This window comes from Streptomyces fradiae ATCC 10745 = DSM 40063 (assembly GCF_008704425.1).
In the GTDB taxonomy this organism is placed as follows: domain Bacteria; phylum Actinomycetota; class Actinomycetes; order Streptomycetales; family Streptomycetaceae; genus Streptomyces; species Streptomyces fradiae.
Genome location: NZ_CP023696.1, coordinates 2,531,305 through 2,551,049, shown reverse-complemented (window position 1 = coordinate 2,551,049; position 19,745 = coordinate 2,531,305). Strand labels below are relative to the sequence as shown.

12 protein-coding genes are annotated in these 19,745 nt (G+C 76.2%); 6 read left to right on the top strand and 6 right to left on the bottom strand.

Features of this window, described 5'->3' with window-relative positions; translation table 11 throughout:
* Positions 1-30: 30 nt before the first annotated feature.
* From CP974_RS11270 to CP974_RS11260, 3 genes are all read right to left on the bottom strand, one after another.
* Positions 31-1,920: an LCP family protein gene (locus CP974_RS11270; RefSeq protein WP_031130183.1), complete on the bottom strand. Its 1,890-nt coding sequence runs from the start codon at positions 1,918-1,920 to the stop codon at positions 31-33.
* A 258-nt stretch (positions 1,921-2,178) separates the two neighbouring features.
* Positions 2,179-3,402 (bottom strand): LCP family protein, encoded by a 1,224-nt coding sequence (locus CP974_RS11265; RefSeq protein ID WP_031130184.1) that lies wholly within the window; start codon positions 3,400-3,402, stop codon positions 2,179-2,181.
* Positions 3,403-3,682: 280 nt separating this feature from the next.
* Complete coding sequence (locus CP974_RS11260; RefSeq protein ID WP_031130185.1) at positions 3,683-4,492, bottom strand: TIGR03089 family protein; 810 nt, start codon at positions 4,490-4,492, stop codon at positions 3,683-3,685.
* A 128-nt stretch (positions 4,493-4,620) separates the two neighbouring features.
* Here CP974_RS11260 and CP974_RS11255 point away from each other — a divergent pair, with 128 nt between their 5' ends.
* The 3 genes from CP974_RS11255 (at position 4,621) to CP974_RS11245 (ending at position 9,427) form a co-directional block, all read left to right on the top strand.
* On the top strand, positions 4,621-6,414 hold the full coding sequence (locus tag CP974_RS11255) for an N-acetylmuramoyl-L-alanine amidase (protein ID WP_037937395.1): 1,794 nt from the start codon (positions 4,621-4,623) through the stop codon (positions 6,412-6,414).
* A 167-nt stretch (positions 6,415-6,581) separates the two neighbouring features.
* Positions 6,582-7,664, top strand: a complete 1,083-nt coding sequence (gene manB / locus CP974_RS11250; protein WP_031130186.1) for a mannose-1-phosphate guanylyltransferase — start codon at positions 6,582-6,584, stop codon at positions 7,662-7,664.
* Positions 7,665-8,467: 803 nt separating this feature from the next.
* Complete coding sequence (locus CP974_RS11245) at positions 8,468-9,427, top strand: DNA-3-methyladenine glycosylase family protein (RefSeq protein WP_051839240.1); 960 nt, start codon at positions 8,468-8,470, stop codon at positions 9,425-9,427.
* Positions 9,428-9,622: 195 nt separating this feature from the next.
* Here CP974_RS11245 and CP974_RS11240 read toward each other — a convergent pair whose 3' ends face one another.
* Genes CP974_RS11240 through CP974_RS11230 form a run of 3 tightly spaced genes read right to left on the bottom strand, consistent with a single transcriptional unit; the run spans position 9,623 to position 12,519 of the window.
* Positions 9,623-10,924: a coenzyme F420-0:L-glutamate ligase gene (locus CP974_RS11240; protein ID WP_031130188.1), complete on the bottom strand. Its 1,302-nt coding sequence runs from the start codon at positions 10,922-10,924 to the stop codon at positions 9,623-9,625.
* Positions 10,921-11,877 (bottom strand): 2-phospho-L-lactate transferase, encoded by a 957-nt coding sequence (cofD, locus tag CP974_RS11235; RefSeq protein ID WP_031130189.1) that lies wholly within the window; start codon positions 11,875-11,877, stop codon positions 10,921-10,923. Before cofD ends, CP974_RS11240 begins: the two co-directional genes overlap by 4 nt.
* 12 nt (positions 11,878-11,889) lie before the next feature.
* Positions 11,890-12,519, bottom strand: coding sequence for a cysteine dioxygenase (locus tag CP974_RS11230; RefSeq protein ID WP_031130190.1), 630 nt, complete (start codon positions 12,517-12,519; stop codon positions 11,890-11,892).
* A 799-nt stretch (positions 12,520-13,318) separates the two neighbouring features.
* Between CP974_RS11230 and CP974_RS11225 the strand changes: the two genes are divergently transcribed.
* The 3 genes from CP974_RS11225 to CP974_RS11215 all read left to right on the top strand — a co-directional run bounded on the left by CP974_RS11225 (position 13,319) and on the right by CP974_RS11215 (position 19,658).
* Positions 13,319-13,582, top strand: coding sequence for a WhiB family transcriptional regulator (locus CP974_RS11225; protein ID WP_031130191.1), 264 nt, complete (start codon positions 13,319-13,321; stop codon positions 13,580-13,582).
* 581 nt (positions 13,583-14,163) lie between these two features.
* Entirely contained in the window at positions 14,164-17,985 is a 3,822-nt protein-coding gene (locus CP974_RS11220) for a glycosyltransferase family 2 protein (RefSeq protein WP_031130192.1), read from the top strand.
* On the top strand, positions 17,982-19,658 hold the full coding sequence (locus tag CP974_RS11215) for a DUF5719 family protein (RefSeq protein WP_031130193.1): 1,677 nt from the start codon (positions 17,982-17,984) through the stop codon (positions 19,656-19,658). Before CP974_RS11220 ends, CP974_RS11215 begins: the two co-directional genes overlap by 4 nt.
* The last annotated feature ends 87 nt before the right edge of the window (positions 19,659-19,745 follow it).

The window sequence follows — 19,745 nt, the reverse complement described above, 5'->3', positions numbered from 1 at the left end:
CCATGTCTCCCCTGGTGAATCAGGTCCGCGTCACTTCGCGCACACCTGCTTGTCCGCTGCCACCGCACCCTCCGGCGCCTTCGCCGGACCGGTGAGGGGGACACCCGCACCCCTGAAGTCCTTGCCGAGGGTGAGGGTCATCGGTTCGCGCTCCCCCGCGTCCGCCGTCCCCTGCTTCAGCGCCGTCGCCGGCAGTCCCATCAGGTCCGCGAGCGCGCGGGCCTGGTCCGCCTGGTTCGGCGCGAACTCCAGCGTCGTCTTCGCGATGTCCGCCGGAGCGTTGGCCTTGTTGGTCGACTTCAGCACCCCGGCCGAGTTCTGCAGCCAGTTGATCGTCGACTGGGCGCCGCCGCGGACGCCGCTGCCGTTGTACACGTCGACGCGCACGTCGGAGGGCTGGGCGCGCGGCCCCTTGAGGAGGGCCGCCTGCGCCGCCTTCGCGGCGTTCTTGGCGTCCTTCTCCTGCTGCTCCACCTCGCTGAGCGAGATGTCGTTCTTGATGATGTTGAAGAGGGGTTCGGCCTTCGCCTCGTCGAGGACGACCGTCGCCTTGATCTTCTCGGCGGGGTTGTCGAGCACCGGGACCGTGGCGAAGGTGATGTTCTTCGGGTCGACCTTCGCCACCTCCATGCCCAGTTCCTGGAGCTTCTTGACGCTGCCTATGCCGGCGTCGACGGTGAGCGCCTTGGTCGCCGCGTCGGCGAGGTCCAGCAGCTTCGACGGGCTGGTCAGCGTCTCGCTGGACTTCATCTGGCGGAACATCGACCCCATGAACTGCTGCTGCGTCTGGATGCGGCTGAGATCGCTCTTGTTGCCGAACGCCTGGCGCGTACGCACGAACGCGAGGGCCTGCTCGCCCTGGATGACGCTCTTGCCCTGCGGCAGGTCGAGCCCGGACTTCTTGTCCTTCACGGCCTGCTCGACGCAGACCTCGACGCCGCCGACCGCCGTGGAGAGGGTCTTCACGGCGTTGAAGTCGACCATCATGAAGTGGTCGACGGGGATGCCGGTCATCTCGTGGACGGTGGCCATGGTGCAGCCGGGGTTCCGGTCCAGCTGGCCGAGGCTGGTGTTGAAGCGTACGCCGCTCTCGGCCGGGACCGTCTTCTCGGTCCCGTCCTCCAGTTTGACGTCGCACTTGGGGATGTCGGTGATCAGGTCGCGCGGGATGGACAGGGCCGTGGCGTTCGTCCGGTCCTTCGAGACGTGCAGCAGGATCGTCGTGTCGGCGTGGCCGGGGCTGTTCTTGTCCCCGTAGCCGGAGTTGCCGTCGCCGGTGCGCTTGTCGGTGCCGATGACCAGGATGTTGATGGCCTGGTCCCTCTTGAAGCCGCTGCCGCCGCCCGCGCCCGCGACGTCGATGGTGCTGAGGTTGCCGTCGAGCCGCTGGTACAGGTAGTAGGCGACGCCGCCGGTGGCCAGCAGGGCGAAGGCGGTGACGCCGCCGGTCCACACGAGGACCTTCTTCGTGCGGCCCTTCTTCTCCTTCGCCTTGCCGCGGCGCCGCCCGGCCGCCGTCTGGGCGGAGCCCCGGCGTTCGGTGGGCGCGGCCGGCTCGGCGGCGCGGCGCCGGCGCTGGCCGGGCACCTCCGCCGCGCGTCGCCGGGAGCCGGTGGGCTGCTCCTGCCCGGAGTCGGTCCTCGGAGCGGCCTCCCGGCCGGTGTCGCGGCCCGCTCCCCGGTCGCCCGCCTCGCGCGGGTGCTCGCGGGCGGCCTCGCGGGCCGGCTCACGGGCGGCGCGGCGGCCCTGCGGGGGCGGCGCGGCGGCCCGGGGCGCCGAGGCGGCGGAGGAGGGCGACGGTGAGGGTGGCTGCCCTGCGGAGTGATCCAGTCGCAGTTCGTAGTTGCCGGTCTGCGGGTTGAGTACCCACTGGTCGGCGGGGTCGATCTCCTCCGCCCCTCCACGGCTGTGCGCGTCCACGGTCGCCTGAATCCTCCGTCGGTGCCACGCGAGGCGCCCTCCCCCTCGGGCGCTCGGTCTTCCCATCCACGGTGCGCGTCCTGCTGCGGTCGTCCGCACCGGATCGCGTCACACTATCCGCCCAGTTCAACGCCGGTCGACGTGCGTGACAAATTCCACGCCCCTTACAAGTGGGCATACCGCCCAATCGTCATACTCCGCCGCCCCCGTCACGACTTTCCTCACACCTCCCCCGTGGGTCTCGCCCGCCTCGGCGCCTTACGGACACGCGCTCACCGCCGCGTTGGTGCCGGTGTACGTGGGCGCGGGCGACGGGCTGCCGGATTCACCGGGCGCTCCGGTCGGGCCCCCGGTCGGGCCCCCGGTCGGACCGCCGGTCGGGCCGCTCGTCGGGGGTGCGGTCGGCGGGGTCGCCGTACCGTCGCCGTCCCGCCCCGTCGTCGGGACGACCGCGACGGGGCCGTCCGTGCGCAGCCGCCTGAACAGCCGCTGCGCGTCGGGCTGTACCAGTTCGTCCCGGTTCGGATCGGCCTGGTACGGCTTCCGGGGGACCGTCAGGAACTGCACCTTCTCCGTGGGCACGCTGCGCAGCCGCCGCGCCAGGTCGTACAGGTCCTTCAGGGAGTCCAGCCCCGGATCCGTGGTGAGCGACCTGGTGGCCGCGTCCAGGACCGGGTACAGCTTGGTCGGGTTGAGCAGGACGCCGTTGCTCTGCATCTTCGTCACCAGCGCGCCGAGGAACTCCTGCTGCCGGTCCATCCGCTCGGTGTCGCTGCCGTCGCCGAGCGACTTGCGGGCCCGTACGAACCCGAGGGCCTCCTCGCCGTCGAGCGTCTGCGGCCCGGCCCGCAGCCGCAGCTTGGCGTCCGGATCGTCGATGGGCTCGCGGACGCACACCCGGACGCCGCCGACCGCGTTCACCATGTCCTTGAAGCCGTGGAAGTCGATCACCATGTGGTGGTCGACGCGGATGTCGGTCAGCTTCTCGACCGTGCGGATCGTGCACGCCGTCCCGCCGATCTGGAACGCCAGGTTGAACTGGGCGAACCGGGGCGCGGACCGCTCGCCCCCGCTCGTGCGGCAGCCGGGGACGTCCACCATCAGGTCGCGCGGGATCGACACGGCCGTCACACCGTGGCCGCGCGCCGACAGGTGCAGCAGGATCGTCGTGTCGGACCGCTGCGTGCCCTGGTCCCTGCCGTACGCGGCGTTCTCCCCGGCGCGGCTGTCGGAGCCGATGAGCAGGATGTTCCTGCCGCCGCGCGGGACGGGCGCGGGGCGCTCCCGCTCGTACCGCTTCAGCTCGGCGAGCGCGCGGGCGTCGGTCGTGATGTTGCCGTCGAGCTTCCGGTACAGCCACCAGCCGGTGCCGGCCGCCGCCAGGACGACGACGGACGCGCCGAGCGCCGCCCAGCGCAGCCACGTCGGCCGGCGTCCGGCCGGGGCGTCCGGCCCGGGGGGAGTGCCGGCGGTGTCCGTCACGTCGTCAGTCCGTCCTTCGCAGCGTCGGCGGCCCCCGGTGCGGCCGCCGCCCCGTGAGACGGCGGATCCCCGCGCGGGGTTGTGCGCCCGGTGAGGCGTACGCCGATGATGTACCGGCGAGGCCCCCCGTACCCGGCGGACTCGGCACGCCGTCCGCCGGACGGGTGGTCCACCGGGCGGGTGCTCCACCGGGCGGGCGGCCCGCCGGGCCGGGTGGTGTTCCACCGGGCGGGCGGCCCACAGGGCGGTCGGCCCGCCGGGCGGGGGCGCGGACGGGGGGTCAGCTCGCGTCGGCGCGGTGGGTGACGCGCTCGCTCTCGATCCGCGCGGCCAGCGCCTCCGGGGTGAGCCGGTCGAGATGGCGGCACAGGACGACGGAGCCGCCCGCCGCGAGCGGCGCGTACAGCCCGGCCGACACCCCCTCCCAGGAGTCCCACGCCAGCCCGGACAGCAGCCGCGAGCCGGGTTCCAGGCCGCGCCGCCGCGCGTCCGAGCGGGCCCGCTCGACCAGCTCGGCGCCGGTCAGCTCCGCCGGCTCCGTCGGCTCCGTCGGCTCCGTCGGCTCCGTACGGCCGGCCGCCGACTCCGGCACGGCCAGGGCCGGGGCGTCCGCGTCCACCGGGACGTAGGGGGCGAACCGGTCGCCCTGGCTCGGCACCTCGACCGCGTAGTCGTCGTATCCGGCCGGCGGGGCGGGGAAGCGGCGGCCCAGCGGCGCGAGCGACAGGGCGAGGCGCCCGCCCGTGCAGGCCAGGCCCTCCTCCAGCCGGTCGGGCCCCGCCACCACGTGGTCGGCCCCGGCGGGGTCGCCCCCGAGGTCGGCCACCACGCCGGTGGAGGCGCAGGCGAGCAGCCACACGGCGGTCTGCCAGTGCGCGGGCAGCAGCAGCGCGACCCGCTCGCCAGGCTCCGCGGAGAGCCCGTCCTGGATCAGGTTGGCCGTCTTGGCCACCCAGTTGGCGAAGGTGGCCACCGACAGTTCGACGCGCTCACCGGTGGCGTCGTCGTAGTACGTGACCAAGGGGCGGGCCGGGTCCGCGGCGAGCGCGGATCGCAGCAGGTCGGCAGGGGTGCGGTCGCTGGCGTTCACGCGGCCCAGCGTACGCGGGCGCGGCGGGCGCGGCGGGGCCGAGCGGGTGATCCGGTACTCCTTCCGGGGCGAGGGGGCGTCAGGAAACCCGGGAAGCGCAACTCCGGCCGAATGTCCAGTATCTGGCTATGCGTTCCATTCGAGTTCCCTTGATCGGCGTAGCGGTCGCGGTCGCCACCGCGTCCGGATCCGCCCTCGCGCTGCCCCTGCCCCTCTCCGCGACGGCCGTCGCCGCCCCCCGGGCGGGCGCCGCGCCGGACCTCGGCTCCACCCGCTCCCTGCCCCTCGTGCCGCTCGCCGGCCACGAGCGCAGCGCGGCGCCCGGCACCCGCGCCGCCCAGGGCCTGCCGCGCCGGGACGTCGAACCCTTCTCCATGGTCGGCGTCGTCTGGGAGGACCCCGGCGCCGAACTGCACGGCACCGTCCAGGTGCGTACGCGCTCCGCCGCGACCGGCGCCTGGTCGGCGTGGCAGGACCTGGACACCCACCAGCACGAGCACGCCGCCGACCCCGGTGCGGCGGAGGCCCGTTCGACGGCGGTGCGCGGCGGGACCGCGCCGCTGTGGGTGGGCGACTCCGACGGTGTCGAGGTGCGCGTACGGCCCGAGGAGCCGGGGGAGCGCGGCGCCGCGCCCCCGGCCCTGCCGCGCGGGCTGCGCGTCGAGCTGGTCGACCCCGGTGACGCCCCGTCGGCGGCCCCGGGCGACACCCCGTCGGCCGCGCCCGGCGACGCGGCGCCCGCCGAGGGGCGCGCGGACGCCGACCCGCAGGACGACACCCCGCACGACGACACGGCCTCCGGTGCCGGCGACGGCGCCGACTCCGGTACGGAGCCGGCCCCGGACACGGGCACGGACACGGGCACGGACACGGACCCCGGCGCCGAGGCGGACACCGGTACGGACACGGACCCCGGCGCCGAGGCGCCCGCCGACGAGGAGGGGGCGCAGGCCCCCACCGACCCGACGGCCGCCGACCCGACGGCTCCCCGCCCGTCGGCCGCGGCCGCGCCGGGCAGCGACGCGCCGGCCGGCCCGCTCACCCCGGAGGAGTCCGCCGCCTCGGCCGCCAACGCCGGCCTGGCCGCCCTCGGCGCGCTGGAGATCGCGGAGCTCACCAAGGAGGAGACCGAGGCGAGCCTGGCCGCCATGGCCGCGGACGGCGGCACCGGCACGGACGGCGGCACCGGCACGGACACCGGCACGGCCACGGACGGCGGCACCGGCACCGGGGGAGGCCCCGGCGGGGGCGCCGCCTCCGGTCCCGACGGCGGCGCCGGAGCCGAGGCCCCCGCCCCGGTCGCCGCGAAGACGTACATCGGCCCGCGCCCCGGCATCGTCACCCGCAAGGGCTGGGGCGCCGACGAGAAGCTGCGCGAGCCGAACTTCCTCTACACGACGTCCGTCCACGCGGCCTTCGTCCACCACAGCGCCACCGGCAACAACTACACCTGCGCCCAGGCGCCCTCCGTCCTGCGCGGCATCTACCGCTACCACGTGCAGAGCATGGGCTGGCGCGACATCGGCTACAACTTCGCCGTCGACAAGTGCGGGAAGATCTACGAGGGCCGCGCGGGCGGCGTGGCCAGGCCGGTCCAGGGCGCCCACACCCTCGGGTTCAACAGCAACACCACGGGCATCGCGGTGCTCGGCTCGTTCGCCACCACCACGCCGCCCGCCGCGGCCGTGACCGGCGTCGCCAAGCTGACGGCGTGGAAGCTGGGCCTGCACGCCAGGAACCCGCTCGGCAAGAGCACCCTGACGTCCGCCGGCGGGAACAAGTACGCGAAGGGCACGAAGGTGCAGCTCAACACGGTCTCCGGGCACCGCGACGGCTACTCCACCGCCTGCCCCGGCGCCAAGCTGTACGCCAAGCTCGGCACCGTCCGCTCCACCGCGGCCGGCCTCCAGGGCAGGCCCTGACGGGGCTGTCGAAGGGGGACGCGGTGTCGAACCGTCTGTCCAGGTCTGCCTAGGATCTGCCTACACTGCCTGGTCGTGCCGATCATATGAGCGGTCTCCGGCCGTGTTCGAAGCGCCGGATCGGCCCACCATCCGACGACCGGCCCAGCAGGAAGCAGAGACGACAGGTGACAGAAGCGATCCTCCTGGTCGGCGGCAAGGGCACGAGGCTGCGACCGATGACGGTGAACACGCCGAAGCCGATGGTCCCCGCGGCGGGCGTGCCGTTCCTCACGCACCAGCTCGCCAGGGCCCGCGCGGCGGGCGTCGAGCACATCGTGCTGGCGACGTCGTACCTGGCCGAGGTGTTCGAGCCGTACTTCGGCGACGGATCGTCACTCGGGCTCCACCTGGAGTACGTCACCGAGGTGGAGCCCCTGGGCACCGGCGGCGCGATACGCAACGTCGCCTCGCGGCTCACGTCGGGGCCGGACGAGCCCGTCCTCATCTTCAACGGGGACATCCTCACCGGCCTCGACATCCGCGCCCTCGTCGAGACCCACGAGACCTCGGGCGCCGACGTCTCCCTGCACCTCACGCGCGTCGAGGACCCGCGCGCGTTCGGGCTCGTCCCGACGGACCCGACCGGCCGGGTCACGGCCTTCCTGGAGAAGCCGCAGACGCCGGAGGAGATCGTCACCGACCAGATCAACGCCGGCGCGTACGTGTTCCGCCGGTCCGTCATCGACACCATCCCGACCGGGCGGCCGGTCTCCGTGGAGCGGGAGACGTTCCCCGGCCTCCTCGCGGACGGCGCCCACCTCCAGGGCATGGTCGACTCCACGTACTGGCTGGACCTCGGCACCCCGCAGGCGTTCGTGCGGGGCTCCGCCGACCTGGTCCTGGGCCGCGCCCCCTCCCCGGCCGTGCCGGGCCGCTGCGGCGACCGCCTCGTGGTGGCCGGCGCGTCCGTCGCCCCGGACGCCAAGCTCACCGGCGGCACGGTCGTCGGCGCGGGCGCCACGGTCGGCGCGGGCGCCCGGATCGACGGCAGCGCCGTCATGGCCGGCGCGGTCGTGGAGCCGGGCGCCGTGGTGACCGACTCGCTCGTCGGCGAGGGCGCCCGGATCGGCGCCCGGACCGTGCTGCACGGCGCCGTGATCGGCGACGGGGCGCACGTGGGCGCCGACAACGAACTGCGGGACGGCGTGCGCGTCTGGTGCGGCGCCCGCCTCCCCGACGCTTCGGTGCGGTTCTCCTCCGACCAGTAGGCCCCGGGTACTCCTGCGGCCGGGCCGCTGGTGCGGGGCGCCGGCGTCACCGCCCCGGTCGCCCCGCGCGCGACGGGCGGCGTCGACGCTCGGCCGCGACCGGGGGCACGGGGTCTCCCTCCGGCCGGGGGCACGCGGCTCCTGCCCGCCCGGTTGCCGGGCGCGCGCGTGCCGCCCGGTGGCCGGGCGCGTCCCGTCCGGTGGTGGCGGGCGACGCCGCGTCCGCGCGGTGGTGGCGGGTCCTCGCCGACTGGTGGCGGGCCCGTCCCCGCCGGCTGGTGGTGCGTCTGTCCCCTCCGGCCGGTGCCGGTGCCGGTGCCGGTGCCGGGCCCGTCCCGACCGGTGGCCGGGGCCTGTCCCCCCCTTCGGCCGAGCGCCGGAGCGTGCCGTCCGGCCGGTGGCTTCTCCTCCGCCCTGCGGCTGGGGCGTCCGCCCCGACCGGTGGCCGGGGCGTCCCGCCCGACCGGTGGCCCGGCGCGCCGGGGTCTACCCTGTTCGGGTCCCCCTTCGCCTTCCGCACCGCCCCTGGAGCCCCCGTGGCCGGCCGTTACGCCCCCCGTCCCCGGCGCACCCCCGCGCCGGGCGGCCCCGGCGTACCCGGGGTGCCCGCCGACGAGGCTCTGGGCGCCACGCCCGGCCTGTCGCCCCGTGCGCCCGGCCCCTCCGGTGCGCCCGGCTCGAACTCCGCCTCCGGACGGGGCTCCGCCTCCCCCCCGGGCTCCGCTTCCCGCTCGGGCTCCGCCTCCGGCAGCGGCGGCCCGCACGGCCCCGCCTACGCCGCGGGTGGCCCGGTCCGGCCCCGTGTGCCCGCCCAGGCCGGCGGCCCGGCCCACGCCCGCGGCCCCGCACCGGAGCCCCGGCGGCGGACGTGGGTGCCGCCGTGGCCCCTGGACCTCGCGCTCACCCTGGGCCCGCTGCGGCGCGGTCCGGGCGACCCGACCTTCCGCGCCACCCCCGACGGGGCGTTCTGGCGGACCTGCCGCACCCCCGGCGGCCCCGGCACGCTGCGGGTCGCCGCGCGCGGTGGCGCCGTGGAGGCCGAGGCGTGGGGGAGCGGCGCCGACTGGCTCCTCGACCGGCTGCCCGCCCTGCTGGGCGAGGAGGACGACCCCGACGCGTTCACGCCCCGCCACCGGTTCCTCGCCGTGACCCGGCAGCGCCGCCCCGGCCTGCGGCTGGTGCGCACCGGACTGGTGCTGGAATCGCTGATCCCGTCGATCCTGGAGCAGAAGGTCACGACGGGCGAGGCGTACCGCGCGTGGCGGCTGCTCGTACGCCGGTACGGGGAGCCCGCGCCCGGCGCCCCGGCGGAACTGCGCCTGTCGGTGGTGCCCGAGCCCCGCACCTGGGCGCTCGTCCCGTCCTGGGAGTGGCACCGCGCGGGCGTCGACGGCAAGCGGTCGGCGACCGTGCTGCGCGCCGTGCGGGTGGCGCGCCGCCTGGAGGAGGCCGCCGCGATGGCGCCCGAGGACGCCCGGCGCAGGCTGGAGCTGGTCCCCGGCATCGGCCCCTGGACCTCAGCCGAGACGGTGCAGCGCAGCAACGGCGCGCCCGACGCGGTGACGACCGGCGACTACCACCTGCCGGGCATCGTCGGCCACGCGCTCGCGGGCAACCGGGACGCGGACGACGAGGAGATGCTGGCCCTGCTGGAGCCGTACGCGGGCCAGCGCCACCGCGCCGCCCGGCTGATCCTCCTCAGCGGCCGGGTACCGCCCCGCCGCGCCCCGCGCATGACCCCCGGCAACATCGCCGCCCTCTGACGACCCGCGCGGCCGGCACCACCGCGCCCGAACGCCCCCGCGGCCCCCCGCCCCCCCGGTCCCGCGCCCCCGGCCCCGTGGGCACCGCCCCCGCGGAAGTACCGCCACCCAGGCATCAGCGGGCACTGCCCCCCAGGAAGCACCGCACCCCGGCCCCCCCGGCACCACCCCCTCCCGGCGCCCGGCCGCCGCCGCTCACCGCACCGTCAGGAAGTCCTCCGGATCGCGGTCCGCGCGGGGCTTCGGCGGCTCGGCGGGCCGGCCGACGGCGACCGCGCCCATCGGGTCCCAGTCGTCGGGCAGCTCCAGCACCTCCCGCACCACGTCCCGGCAGAACATCGTGGACGACACCCACGCCGAGCCGAGCCCCTCGCCCGCCAGCGCCACCAGGAAGTTCTGCACCCCGGCACCCGCCGCCACGACGAACATCTCCCGCTCGGCCGCGTCCCGCCGCGCGTCCCCGTAGTGGTGGGCGCCGTCCGCGACGAGGCAGGGCACCACGAGGCAGGGCGCGTTCCGCAGGACGTCGCCGCGGCGGACGCGCCGTGCGACGGCCTCCTCGCTCCGCCCGTCCCGGCGCAGGTCGGCGATCCACGCCTCGCGCATGGCGTCCAGCAGCCGGGTCCGCGACGCGGCGCTCTCCAGCAGCACGAACCGCCACGGCGCCGTGTGGTGGGGCGCGGGCGCCGTCACCGCCGCGGCCACCGCCCGCCGTACCGCGCCGGGGTCGACCGGCTCGTCGGTGAACGCCCGCACGGTGCGCCGCAGCGTGACCGCCTCCCGAACCGCCTCGGACGTGCCGAGCCGGAACATGTCGCCCTCCGCCCCGCGCACCAGCGCCCGCGCGCCCGGGCCGTCCCCGGCCCCCGCGACCAGGTGCGGCAGGCCGCGTACGACGGCGACGGGCCGCCCGGCGGTCTTGCCCTTCACCAGGTCCCCGGCGGCGGCCAGCTCGTCGGCGCTGGCCACGACCGTCGCGACGAGCGGGTTGCCGAACGCGTCGGTGCCGCCGCGCAGGTCGTCCAGGACCCGCACCCCGGCGGCGCCGATCGCCACGTCGGTCAGGCCGCTGCGCCACGGCCGGCCGAAGGTATCGGTGACGACGACGCCCACCTCCACGCCCAGCAGGTCGCGCAGCCCGTCGCGGATGGACCGGGCGGACGCGTCCGGGTCCTCGGGCAGGAGCAGCACCGTCCCGGCGGGCGTGTTGGACGCGTCCACCCCGGCGGCGGCCATGACGAGGCCGTTGCGGTTCTCCACGATGCGCAGCGCGCCGCGCCGGGCGACCACGCGGACGGTCTCCGCGTCGATGGCGGCCTCCCGGTCGGCGGCCTCGGCCACCCGCCCCTCCGCCTTGCTGACGACCTTGGACGTGACGAGGACGACGTCGCCGTCCGCGAGGCCCGGCTCGGCCGCGGCGATCAGCGCGGCCAGGTCGTCGCCCTTCGCGACCTCCGGGATGCCGGCCGGCGCCCAGACCCGGTACGCGGGGGTCATCCCCGTACCTCCTCCGCGAGGGCCAGCGCCTCGCGGGCCATGGCCGCCGCCGCGTCGACGTCGGTCATCATCAGCGGCACGGCCCGGCAGCGGATGCCCGCGGCCTCCACCTCGGCGACCGCGTCCGCGTCGACCGTGTCGACGAGCCAGCCGTCGAGCAGCCCGGAGCCGTAGTGGCGGGCGACGGCCGAGGCCGTCGCCTCCACGCCCACCGCGGCGAGGACCTTGTCGGCCATGCCGCGCACCGGGGCGTCGCCGACGATGGGGGAGAGCCCCACCACCGGCACCCCGGCCTCCGCGATGGCCTCCCGGATGCCGGGCACGGCCAGGATCGTGCCGATGCTGACGACCGGGTTGGACGGCGGGAAGATCACCACGTCCGCCTCGGCGACGGCCTCCAGCACGCCGGGCGCGGGCTTGGCCTGCTCGGCGCCGACCGGCACCACGGCCAGCGCGTCCACGGAGGCGCGCAGCTTCACCCAGTACTCCTGGAAGTGGACCGCCCGCCGCTCGCCGTCCACCTCGACGGCGACATGGGTCTCGACCCGGTCGTCGGACATCGGCAGCAGTCGCACGCCCGGCCGCCACCGGTCGCACAGCGCCTCGGTGACCGCGCTGAGCGGGTAGCCCGCGCCGATCATCTGGGTGCGCACGATGTGCGTGGCGAAGTCGCGGTCGCCGAGGCCGAACCACTCGGGCCCCACCCCGTACGCCGCGAGCTCGCCCTTGACCGTGAAGGTCTCGTCGGCGCGGCCCCAGCCCTGCTCCTCGTCGATGCCACCGCCGAGGGTGTACATCACCGTGTCCAGGTCGGGGCAGACCTTCAGCCCGAAGAGATGGATGTCGTCACCTGTGTTGCCGATGACCGTGATGTCCGCGTCGGGCGCGGCCCGCTTGAGGCCGCGCAGGAAGCGGGCACCGCCGATGCCACCGGCCAGAACCACCATGCGCATACGGGCAGTCTGTCAGGCCCGGACGGCACTCCGGGCGCTCGGGGCGAACCTGTGGACAACTCCGGTCGCGCCGTGCATCGGCATGTCGGTGAGCCCGGGGAAGTAGACGTGCAGGCTGACGGCGGGTTCGAGGGAGTCGTTGACGAGCTCGTGGACCCGGCCAGGCGCGACGACCCGCCCCGACACGGCCACCGCTCCCGCCCCCGCACCACCCCCTGATCCGGTCCCGGCCCCGGCGCCCGGGACACCGCGCGCGCCCCCGGTCCTCGCCGGCGCCTTCGCGCTCGTCGTCCGCGCCCCCGCGGTGAGCGTCCGCACGCCCCCTTCCGTACGTTCCGTCAGCTCCCCCTCCAGCACGGTGAAGTAGCCGGTCGAGCCACCGTGGTCGTGCGGGCCCGTGCCCTGGCCGGGCAGCCAGGACAGCAGCCACACCTCGTAGCCGGGACCGGTGCGCAGCCGGTGGTACCAGCGGGTGGTGGCGTCGTACGAGACGAGCGGCGCCCACAGCCGGCGGTCGGCGGCGATGGAGCGGGCCATCCCGGCGAACTCGGCGACGGTGGCCGGGTGTTCCCGGGCGGGCTGGAGGAGGTGCTGGACGGCGAGGATGTCGCCGGCGATCTGGAGGTCGCTGTCGCTGTTCATGGGGTGCTGGGTCCTCGGCGGTGCTGTGCGGCGAAGGGAGGGGTGCGGCGGGACGCGGGCCGGTCGGGCGAACCGGCTCCCGGCGGCCGACGGGGTTCCGGCTCCCGGATCGGGTGGGAGGCCGGGACGGGCGGCGGCTGCCGGTGAGGGGCGGGACCGCGGCGCGGGCGGGCGGCCCGGGCCGGGCACGCGGGGCGGGTGCGGCGAGGGGACTCGCCGGGGTGGCCGGAGCGCTACGGCGTCAACAGCACGTACAGCAACAGCGCGCGTGGACAGCGCGGCGGAACCCACGGGCAACGTGGGTCGCGTGGAGCGCTGTGGTCGCTGGCATGCCCCCCACGGTGGACCGGGCCGCTCCGTTCTGTCAACTCGGTGACCGGTTCGGGGGCACCGGTTCACCTCATCCGGTCAGCCGCCCGGAAGAAAGGTTTGTGCTCGCCCGGTCCGGGTCACATGGCGCAGGAACCATCCGCGCAAACACCGTCAGGGGTCCGTGATCGGACTGTGATCCGGGTCGCTTCGCCGGCCCGGCCGCAACAGGATCGCGCGCCGGGTCGTCTCCCCTGGTGAAGGCGTCCGGCGGTGGAAGCACGGGGCAGGCGCCGGGGAGTGTCTCATTTTTGCCGATTTGAACACTTTCCGCACTTCCTTGGTTCCGCAGAGTGAATACCGGGCCCAATAGCAGATCTCAGCTTGACTGCCTCGGAGCTACACACTTGTAATTTCACTCGTGTCGTTCGGCCGGAAATGGGAAACGGTGCGGCATCACGGGGACGTATAAGACAGACGAGGGGCGCAGATGACCGAGTTGTTCCAGGAGCTGCTGGTCGAGGACGCGGAGGAGGAACTCGGCTGGCAGGAGCGCGCGTTGTGCGCCCAGACCGACCCCGAGTCCTTCTTTCCCGAGAAGGGCGGGTCCACGCGCGAGGCCAAGAAGGTCTGCCTCGCCTGCGAAGTCCGTTCGGAATGCCTCGAATACGCGCTGGCCAATGACGAGCGATTCGGAATCTGGGGCGGCCTGTCGGAGCGCGAGCGCCGCCGCCTGAAGAAGGCGGCCGTCTGACCCGCCCCGCCGGGGCCCCCGACGGCCCGTACGCCCGCGGCCCGCACACCGCCCGGCGCCGCCTGCGCGGCTCGCGCAGCGGCGGCTCGTACGCAGCGCGACTCGCGCGCCCGCAGCCGGTGCGCGCGTAGCCCGCACCCCCGGGGCCCGCCCGATCCGTGCGGCCCGATCCGTGCGCCCGCGGCCCGTGCGCCCGCGGTACGTGCGTCTGCGGCCCGTGCGTCCGCGGCCGGCGCCCCCGCGGCTCGTACACCCGCGGCCCCTACGCCCGCGGCTGGTGCGCCCGCAGCCCGTACGTTCAGCTGTCGAGTCCCCGGTCCGTGCGTCCGGGCTCCGACCCCGCCCGGCACGGCTCCCGCGGCCCACCCGCCGGAGGTCCGCGGCCGTCACCGCCGGAGGTCCGCGGCCCACCCGCCGGAGCGTGGACGCCGCCCGCCCGCACCCGTCCAACGGTCCGCCGCCCGCGCTCTGTCCACAGGCGGCGGACCGCCGCCGTGCCAGCCATTAGTGTGGAGCCCCGTCAACGACGCTCCGACGCCCCGCGACGCGGGCGACCCCCTGGCCGGAGGGCCCGTACCTCGATGTCCGCCACCACAGCCGCGTTCTCCACCGCTTCCGAGCCGCAGCAGCCCGAGTTCCCGCGGCATGTCGTCACCGCCGTGCTCGTCACCCACGACGGGGCGCGCTGGCTGCCGGACGCCCTCGCCGGACTCCTCGGCCAGGAGCGCCCCGCGCAGTACGTCATCGCCGCCGACACCGGCAGCGCCGACGAGTCCGCCCGGCTCGTGGGCGAGGCCCTCGGCGACGAGCGGGTCCTGCACCTCGCGCGCCGCACCGGCTTCGGCGCCGCCGTCGGGGAGGCCGCCCGCACGGCCCCCGTCCTCGGCCCCGACGACCTGCCCTACCTGAAGCGGCCCAGCGGCTGGGACCCCGTCGGCAGGACCTGGCGCGACGACGTCCACGACCTGCCCGACCTCCCGCACGGCGAGCCCGTCCAGTGGCTGTGGCTCCTCCACGACGACTGCGCCCCCGCCCCCGACGCCCTCGCCGAGCTGCTCCGCGTCGCCGACTCCGACCGGCACGCCGCCGTCATCGGCCCCAAGCTGCGCGGCTGGTACGACCGCAAGCAGCTCCTCGAGGTCGGCGTCACCATCGCCAACAGCGGGCGCCGCTGGACCGGCCTCGACCGCCGCGAACAGGACCAGGGCCAGCACGACCAGGTCCGCCCCGTCCTGTCCGTCTCCACCGCCGGCATGCTGGTCCGCCGCGACGTCTTCGAGGAGCTGGGCGGCTTCGACCGCCGCCTGCCCCTCATGCGCGACGACGTCGACCTGTGCTGGCGCGCCCACGCCGCCGGCCACCGCGTCCTCGTCGCCCCCGACGCCGTCCTGCGCCACGCCGAGGCCGCCTCGCGCGAGCGCCGCACCGTCGACTGCGCCGGCCGCTCCGTCGCCAACCCGCACCGGGTCGACAAGGCCGGCGCCGTCTACACCCTGCTCGCCAACGCGCGCGGAGCCGCCCTCCCGTACGTCCTCGTCCGCCTCCTCGTCGGCACCCTGCTGCGGACCCTCGCCTACCTCGTGGGCAAGGCGCCCGTCCAGGCGGTCGACGAGGTCATGGGCCTGTGCGGCGTCCTGCTGCGGCCCGAGCGGATCCTCGCCGCCCGCCGCGCACGCTCCGCCCGCGCGGTCGACCCGGCCGAACTGCGCCCCCTCTTCCCGCCGCCCGGCGCCACCGTCCGCGCCACCGTCGAACAGGTCGCCTCCAACTTCGGCGGCGGCGACGCCGACACCGGCGGCTCCCGGCACGGTGCCGTCGAGTCGGGCCCCGGCGGCGACGACGCCGACTACCTGGAGGTCGAGCAGTTCGCCCGGCTGAAGAAGATCGCCCGCAAGCCGGGCCCCGTCCTCTTCGCCCTGCTGCTGCTCGTCTCCCTGGTCGCCTGCCGCGGCCTGTTCGGCGGCGGCTCCCTCGCGGGCGGCGCACTGCTGCCCGTCCCCGACACCGTCGGCGAGCTGTGGAGCCGGTACGCCGACGCCTGGCACCCGCTGGGCACCGGCGGCACCCAGAGCGCCCCGCCCTACCTCGCCCTGATCGCCGGCCTGTCCGGCCTGTTCCTCGGCTCCACCGGCTTCGCGCTCACCCTGCTGCTGGTCTGCTCCGTACCGCTCGCCGGGTTCACCGCGTACCTCGCCTCCCGCTCGCTCGTGGAGTCCCGGCTTCTGCGCGCGTGGGCGGCCATCGCCTACGCCTTCCTGCCCGCCGCCACCGGCGCCCTCGCCACCGGGCGGCTCGGCACGGCCGTCCTCGCCGTGCTGCTGCCCCTCATGGCGCGCGCCGCGGTCGCCGCGTACGGGCTGCGCGGCGGCGGGCCCGGCGCCCCGCGCGGCAGCTGGCGCGCCACCTGGGCGTACACGCTGCTCCTCACCTTCACGATGGCGTTCACCCCCGTCGTCTGGCCGCTCGCCGTCCTCCTCGGCGCCGCCGCCCTGGTGCTGCGGCGCGACGACGTCACCGCGTACGGACTGCGCCTCCTGACCGTCGCCGGCACCCCGCTGCTGGTCCTCGCCCCCTGGTCGCTGTCCCTGCTGACCGACCCGGCCGCCTTCCTCAGGGAGGCCGGCACGCAGATCCGCACCGGCCCGGCGTCCGCCCTCGACCTGCTGGGCGCCAGCCCCGGCGGGCCCCGCGCGGTCGGCGGCATCGTCCTGCTGGGCCTGGTCCTGGCGGCGCTCGCCGCGCTGCTGCGCGCGGAGCGGCAGTTCGCCGTCCGCTGCGCCTGGGCCGTCGCCCTGGCGGGCTTCCTGTTCGCCGTCCTCACCAACGGCTCGGGCGAGCACGCCACCGGCTGGGCCGGACCCGCGACCCTCGTCTACGGCCTCGCCCTCCTCGCCGCCGGCGTGCTCGGCGCGGAAGGCGGCCGTACCCGCGTCGCCGCGCAGAGCTTCGGCTGGCGCCAGCCCGTCGCCGCCCTGATCGCCCTCGCCGCCGCCGTCGGCCCGCTCGTCTCCGCCGCCAACTGGATGATCGGCGGCGCGGCCGGCCCGCTGGAGCGCCGCGACCCCACCCAGGTCCCCGCGTTCGTCGCCGAGGAGAGCACCACCCGCGACCAGCCCCGCACACTGGTCCTCGACGGCCAGTCGGCCGCGAAGGTCACCTACGCCCTGGTGCGGGGGTCCGGCGCCCGCCTCGGCGACGCCGAGCTGACCGCGACCGGCGGCGGCGACCCGCGCCTCGACAAGGTCGTCGCGCACCTCGTCGCGGGCTCCGGCGCCGACCAGACCGCCGAGCTCAGCGGCTTCGCCATCCGCTACGTCCTGGTGCGGGACGGCGCCCCGCGCGACATGGGCCGCGTCCTCGACGCCACGCCCGGCCTGAGCCGGCTCAGCCAGCGCGACGGAAGCGCCCTGTGGCGCGTCGACCGCCAGGTCGCCCGCGCCGTCATCGTCCCCGCCCCCTCCGGTGCGGCGGCGGAGGGCGGCGCGTCCGGCGGCGGTCCCCTCCCGGTCGGCTCCGGCCCCGTCGAGGCGCACACCGACATCCCGGCCGGCGGCGAGGGGCGCGTCCTGCGCATCGCCGACCGCGCCGACGACGGCTGGCAGGCCACGCTCGACGGTGAGCCCCTGGAGAAGGTCACCGTCGACGGCTGGGCGCAGGGCTTCGAGCTGCCCGCGAACGGCGGCCGCCTCGACCTCACCTACGACGCCCCGCTGACCCACACCGCGTGGATCTGGGCCCAGTGCGCCCTCGCCGTCGTCCTGGTCGTCCTCGCCCTTCCGGGCCGCCGCCGCGACATCGACGACGACCTGCCCGACGAGCCCGCGGCGGCCCTGGCCGCCCAGGACGGCACGGGCGAGGGGCGCCGCGCGCGCAGGCTCCGCGCCGCGACCGCCGACACCGGGGCCGGCCCGGCCACCGCCCACGCCGCCGCCGACCCGGAGCCGGTCCCCGCGGACGGCACGTACGGCACGCACGGCATGGACGGCGCGACCGCCGTGGACGCCGACCCGTACGCCGTCCCCGCCCCGCGCGACCCGTCCCCGCCCCAGCCCGCGCCTTCGGCCGCGCCGGCGCCGCAGCACACGGCGGACTGGCCGGCGGGCCAGGACGGCGACGACCGGACCTACCCGCAGCAGTACGGCACCCCGCAGCAGTACGGCGACGGCGGGCAGCCCTACACCGAGCAGCCGTACCCCGGGCAGCCCTACACCGACCAGCCGTACCCCGCGCCCCACGCCCAGCCCTACGACGCCGCCACCCCTTACCGGCAGGACGACCCGTACGACCCGGCCGCCTACGGCGGGCAGCGGTACGACCAGCAGCCGTACACGTACCAGCCGCGCCCGTACGACCCGTACGACCCCGACAGCGAGCAGCGTCCCGACGGGAGCAGCCACCAGTGAACCGCAGCACCCTCTCCCTCCTCGCCGCGGCGACGGCCCTCGCCGCCCTGACCGGGGTCGCCGCCGTGACGGCCCCCGGCGCGGACGAGCCCGCCGCGGCGACCGGCGCGGCGCCCGTCAGGCTCCCCGTCGAACGCAGCAGCCTCCTGTGCCCCGCTCCCAGCACCTCCGAGGTCGCCGAGACGACGTACACGTCGTACACGCCCGCCACGACCGGCGACGCGGCCGAGCCCGGCTCCAAGGCCCCGGCGGGCGGGGAAGCCCTCCCCGACAGGGCCGAGCTGAAGCCGTCCGCCGCCACCGGCGACACAACGGCCACCCCGCCCGAGAAGGACGACGGCGGGACGGACGGCGACAAGACGGACGAGGACAAGAAGGACGAGGACAAGACGAACGAGGACAAGACGAACGAGGACAAGACGAACGAGGAGAAGAAGGACGAGGAGAAGGCGGACGGGGAGCCCGCCGCCGACAAGCCGGTCCTCACGGCCACCGCCCCCGGCACACCCGTCGCGGCGGAGGCCGACGGCGCCGACGCCCCGGCCCTCATCGGCGCCGCCTCCGGCAAGCTCGCGCCGGGCTGGACCACGCAGCAGACCACCCTCGTCCCCGCCGGCGGCGCCCGCGGCCTCCTCGGCGTGGCCTGCACACCCCCCGACACGGACTTCTGGTTCCCCGGCACCTCCACCGCCGAGAACCGCCGCGACTACGTCCACCTCACCAACCCCGACGACACCGCCGCCGTCGTGGACATCGAGCTGTACGGCCCCGAGGGCGCCCTGAAGTCGCAGCTCACCGACGGCATCCCGGTGCCCGCCCGGTCGAGCGTTCCCGTCCTGCTGTCCACGCTCACCGCCGACCCGGCGACGTCCGACGTCACGGTCCACGTCACCACGCGCAGCGGCCGCGTCGGCGCCGTCGTCCGCTCCGCCGTCGACCAGCTGGGCAGCGACTGGCTGCCCGCCTCCGCCGACCCGGCCCCGTCGCTGGTCCTGCCCGGCATCCCCGCCGACGCCACGTCCGTACAGCTCATGGCGTACGCGCCCGGCGAGGAGGACGCCGAGCTGAAGATCCAGCTCGCCGGCTCCACGGGCACCATCACACCCGCCGTCCAGCAGACGATCCGCGTGAAGTCCGGCATGACCGCCTCGGCCGACCTGAAGGGCCTCACCAGCGGCGAGGCGGGCGCCCTGCTGCTGACGCCCGCCCAGGCGAGCCGCGCCACCCCGGTGGTCGCCGCCCTGCGCGTGGTGCGCGGCTCCGGCGAGAAGCAGGAGGTCGCGTTCATCCCGGCCACCGGCCCGGTGGGGGAGCGGGCGACCGTCGCCGACAACCGCGCCAAGGGCTCCACGCTGTCCCTGACCGCGCCCGGCAAGGCCGCGGAGGTGCGCGTCACCGCCTCGCCCGGTACCGGGGGCGGGACACCCGCCACGAAGACGTACACGGTCAAGGCGGGCACGACGCTGGCGTTCACCCCGCCCGTGCCGGCCGGTCTCAAGGGCGGCTACGCCCTGACCGTCGAGACCCTCTCCGGCGGCCCCGTCCACGCGGCCCGCATGCTGGCCCTGCCGGAGGACGGCATCGCCATGTTCACCATCCAGACCCTCACCGACGACCGGGCGAGGGTCGCCGTCCCGAACGCGGAGCAGGACCTCGCCGTCCTGGAGGACTGACGGCCACAGGCCGCCCGGACGACCGGTCCGAGGGCGGCGGGGCCCTCCGCCTTCGCAGCCGGGCCGTCGGAGACGAGGCCGGTGGGG

Coding starts and splice junctions, on each gene's coding strand:
- CP974_RS11220 (WP_031130192.1), top strand. CDS start 14,164: ATGTCCGCCACCACAGCCGCGTTCTCCACCGCTTCCGAGCCGCAGCAG.
- CP974_RS11255 (WP_037937395.1), top strand. CDS start 4,621: ATGCGTTCCATTCGAGTTCCCTTGATCGGCGTAGCGGTCGCGGTCGCC.
- CP974_RS11230 (WP_031130190.1), bottom strand. CDS start 12,519: ATGAACAGCGACAGCGACCTCCAGATCGCCGGCGACATCCTCGCCGTC.
- cofD (WP_031130189.1), bottom strand. CDS start 11,877: ATGCGCATGGTGGTTCTGGCCGGTGGCATCGGCGGTGCCCGCTTCCTG.
- CP974_RS11225 (WP_031130191.1), top strand. CDS start 13,319: ATGACCGAGTTGTTCCAGGAGCTGCTGGTCGAGGACGCGGAGGAGGAA.
- CP974_RS11240 (WP_031130188.1), bottom strand. CDS start 10,924: ATGACCCCCGCGTACCGGGTCTGGGCGCCGGCCGGCATCCCGGAGGTC.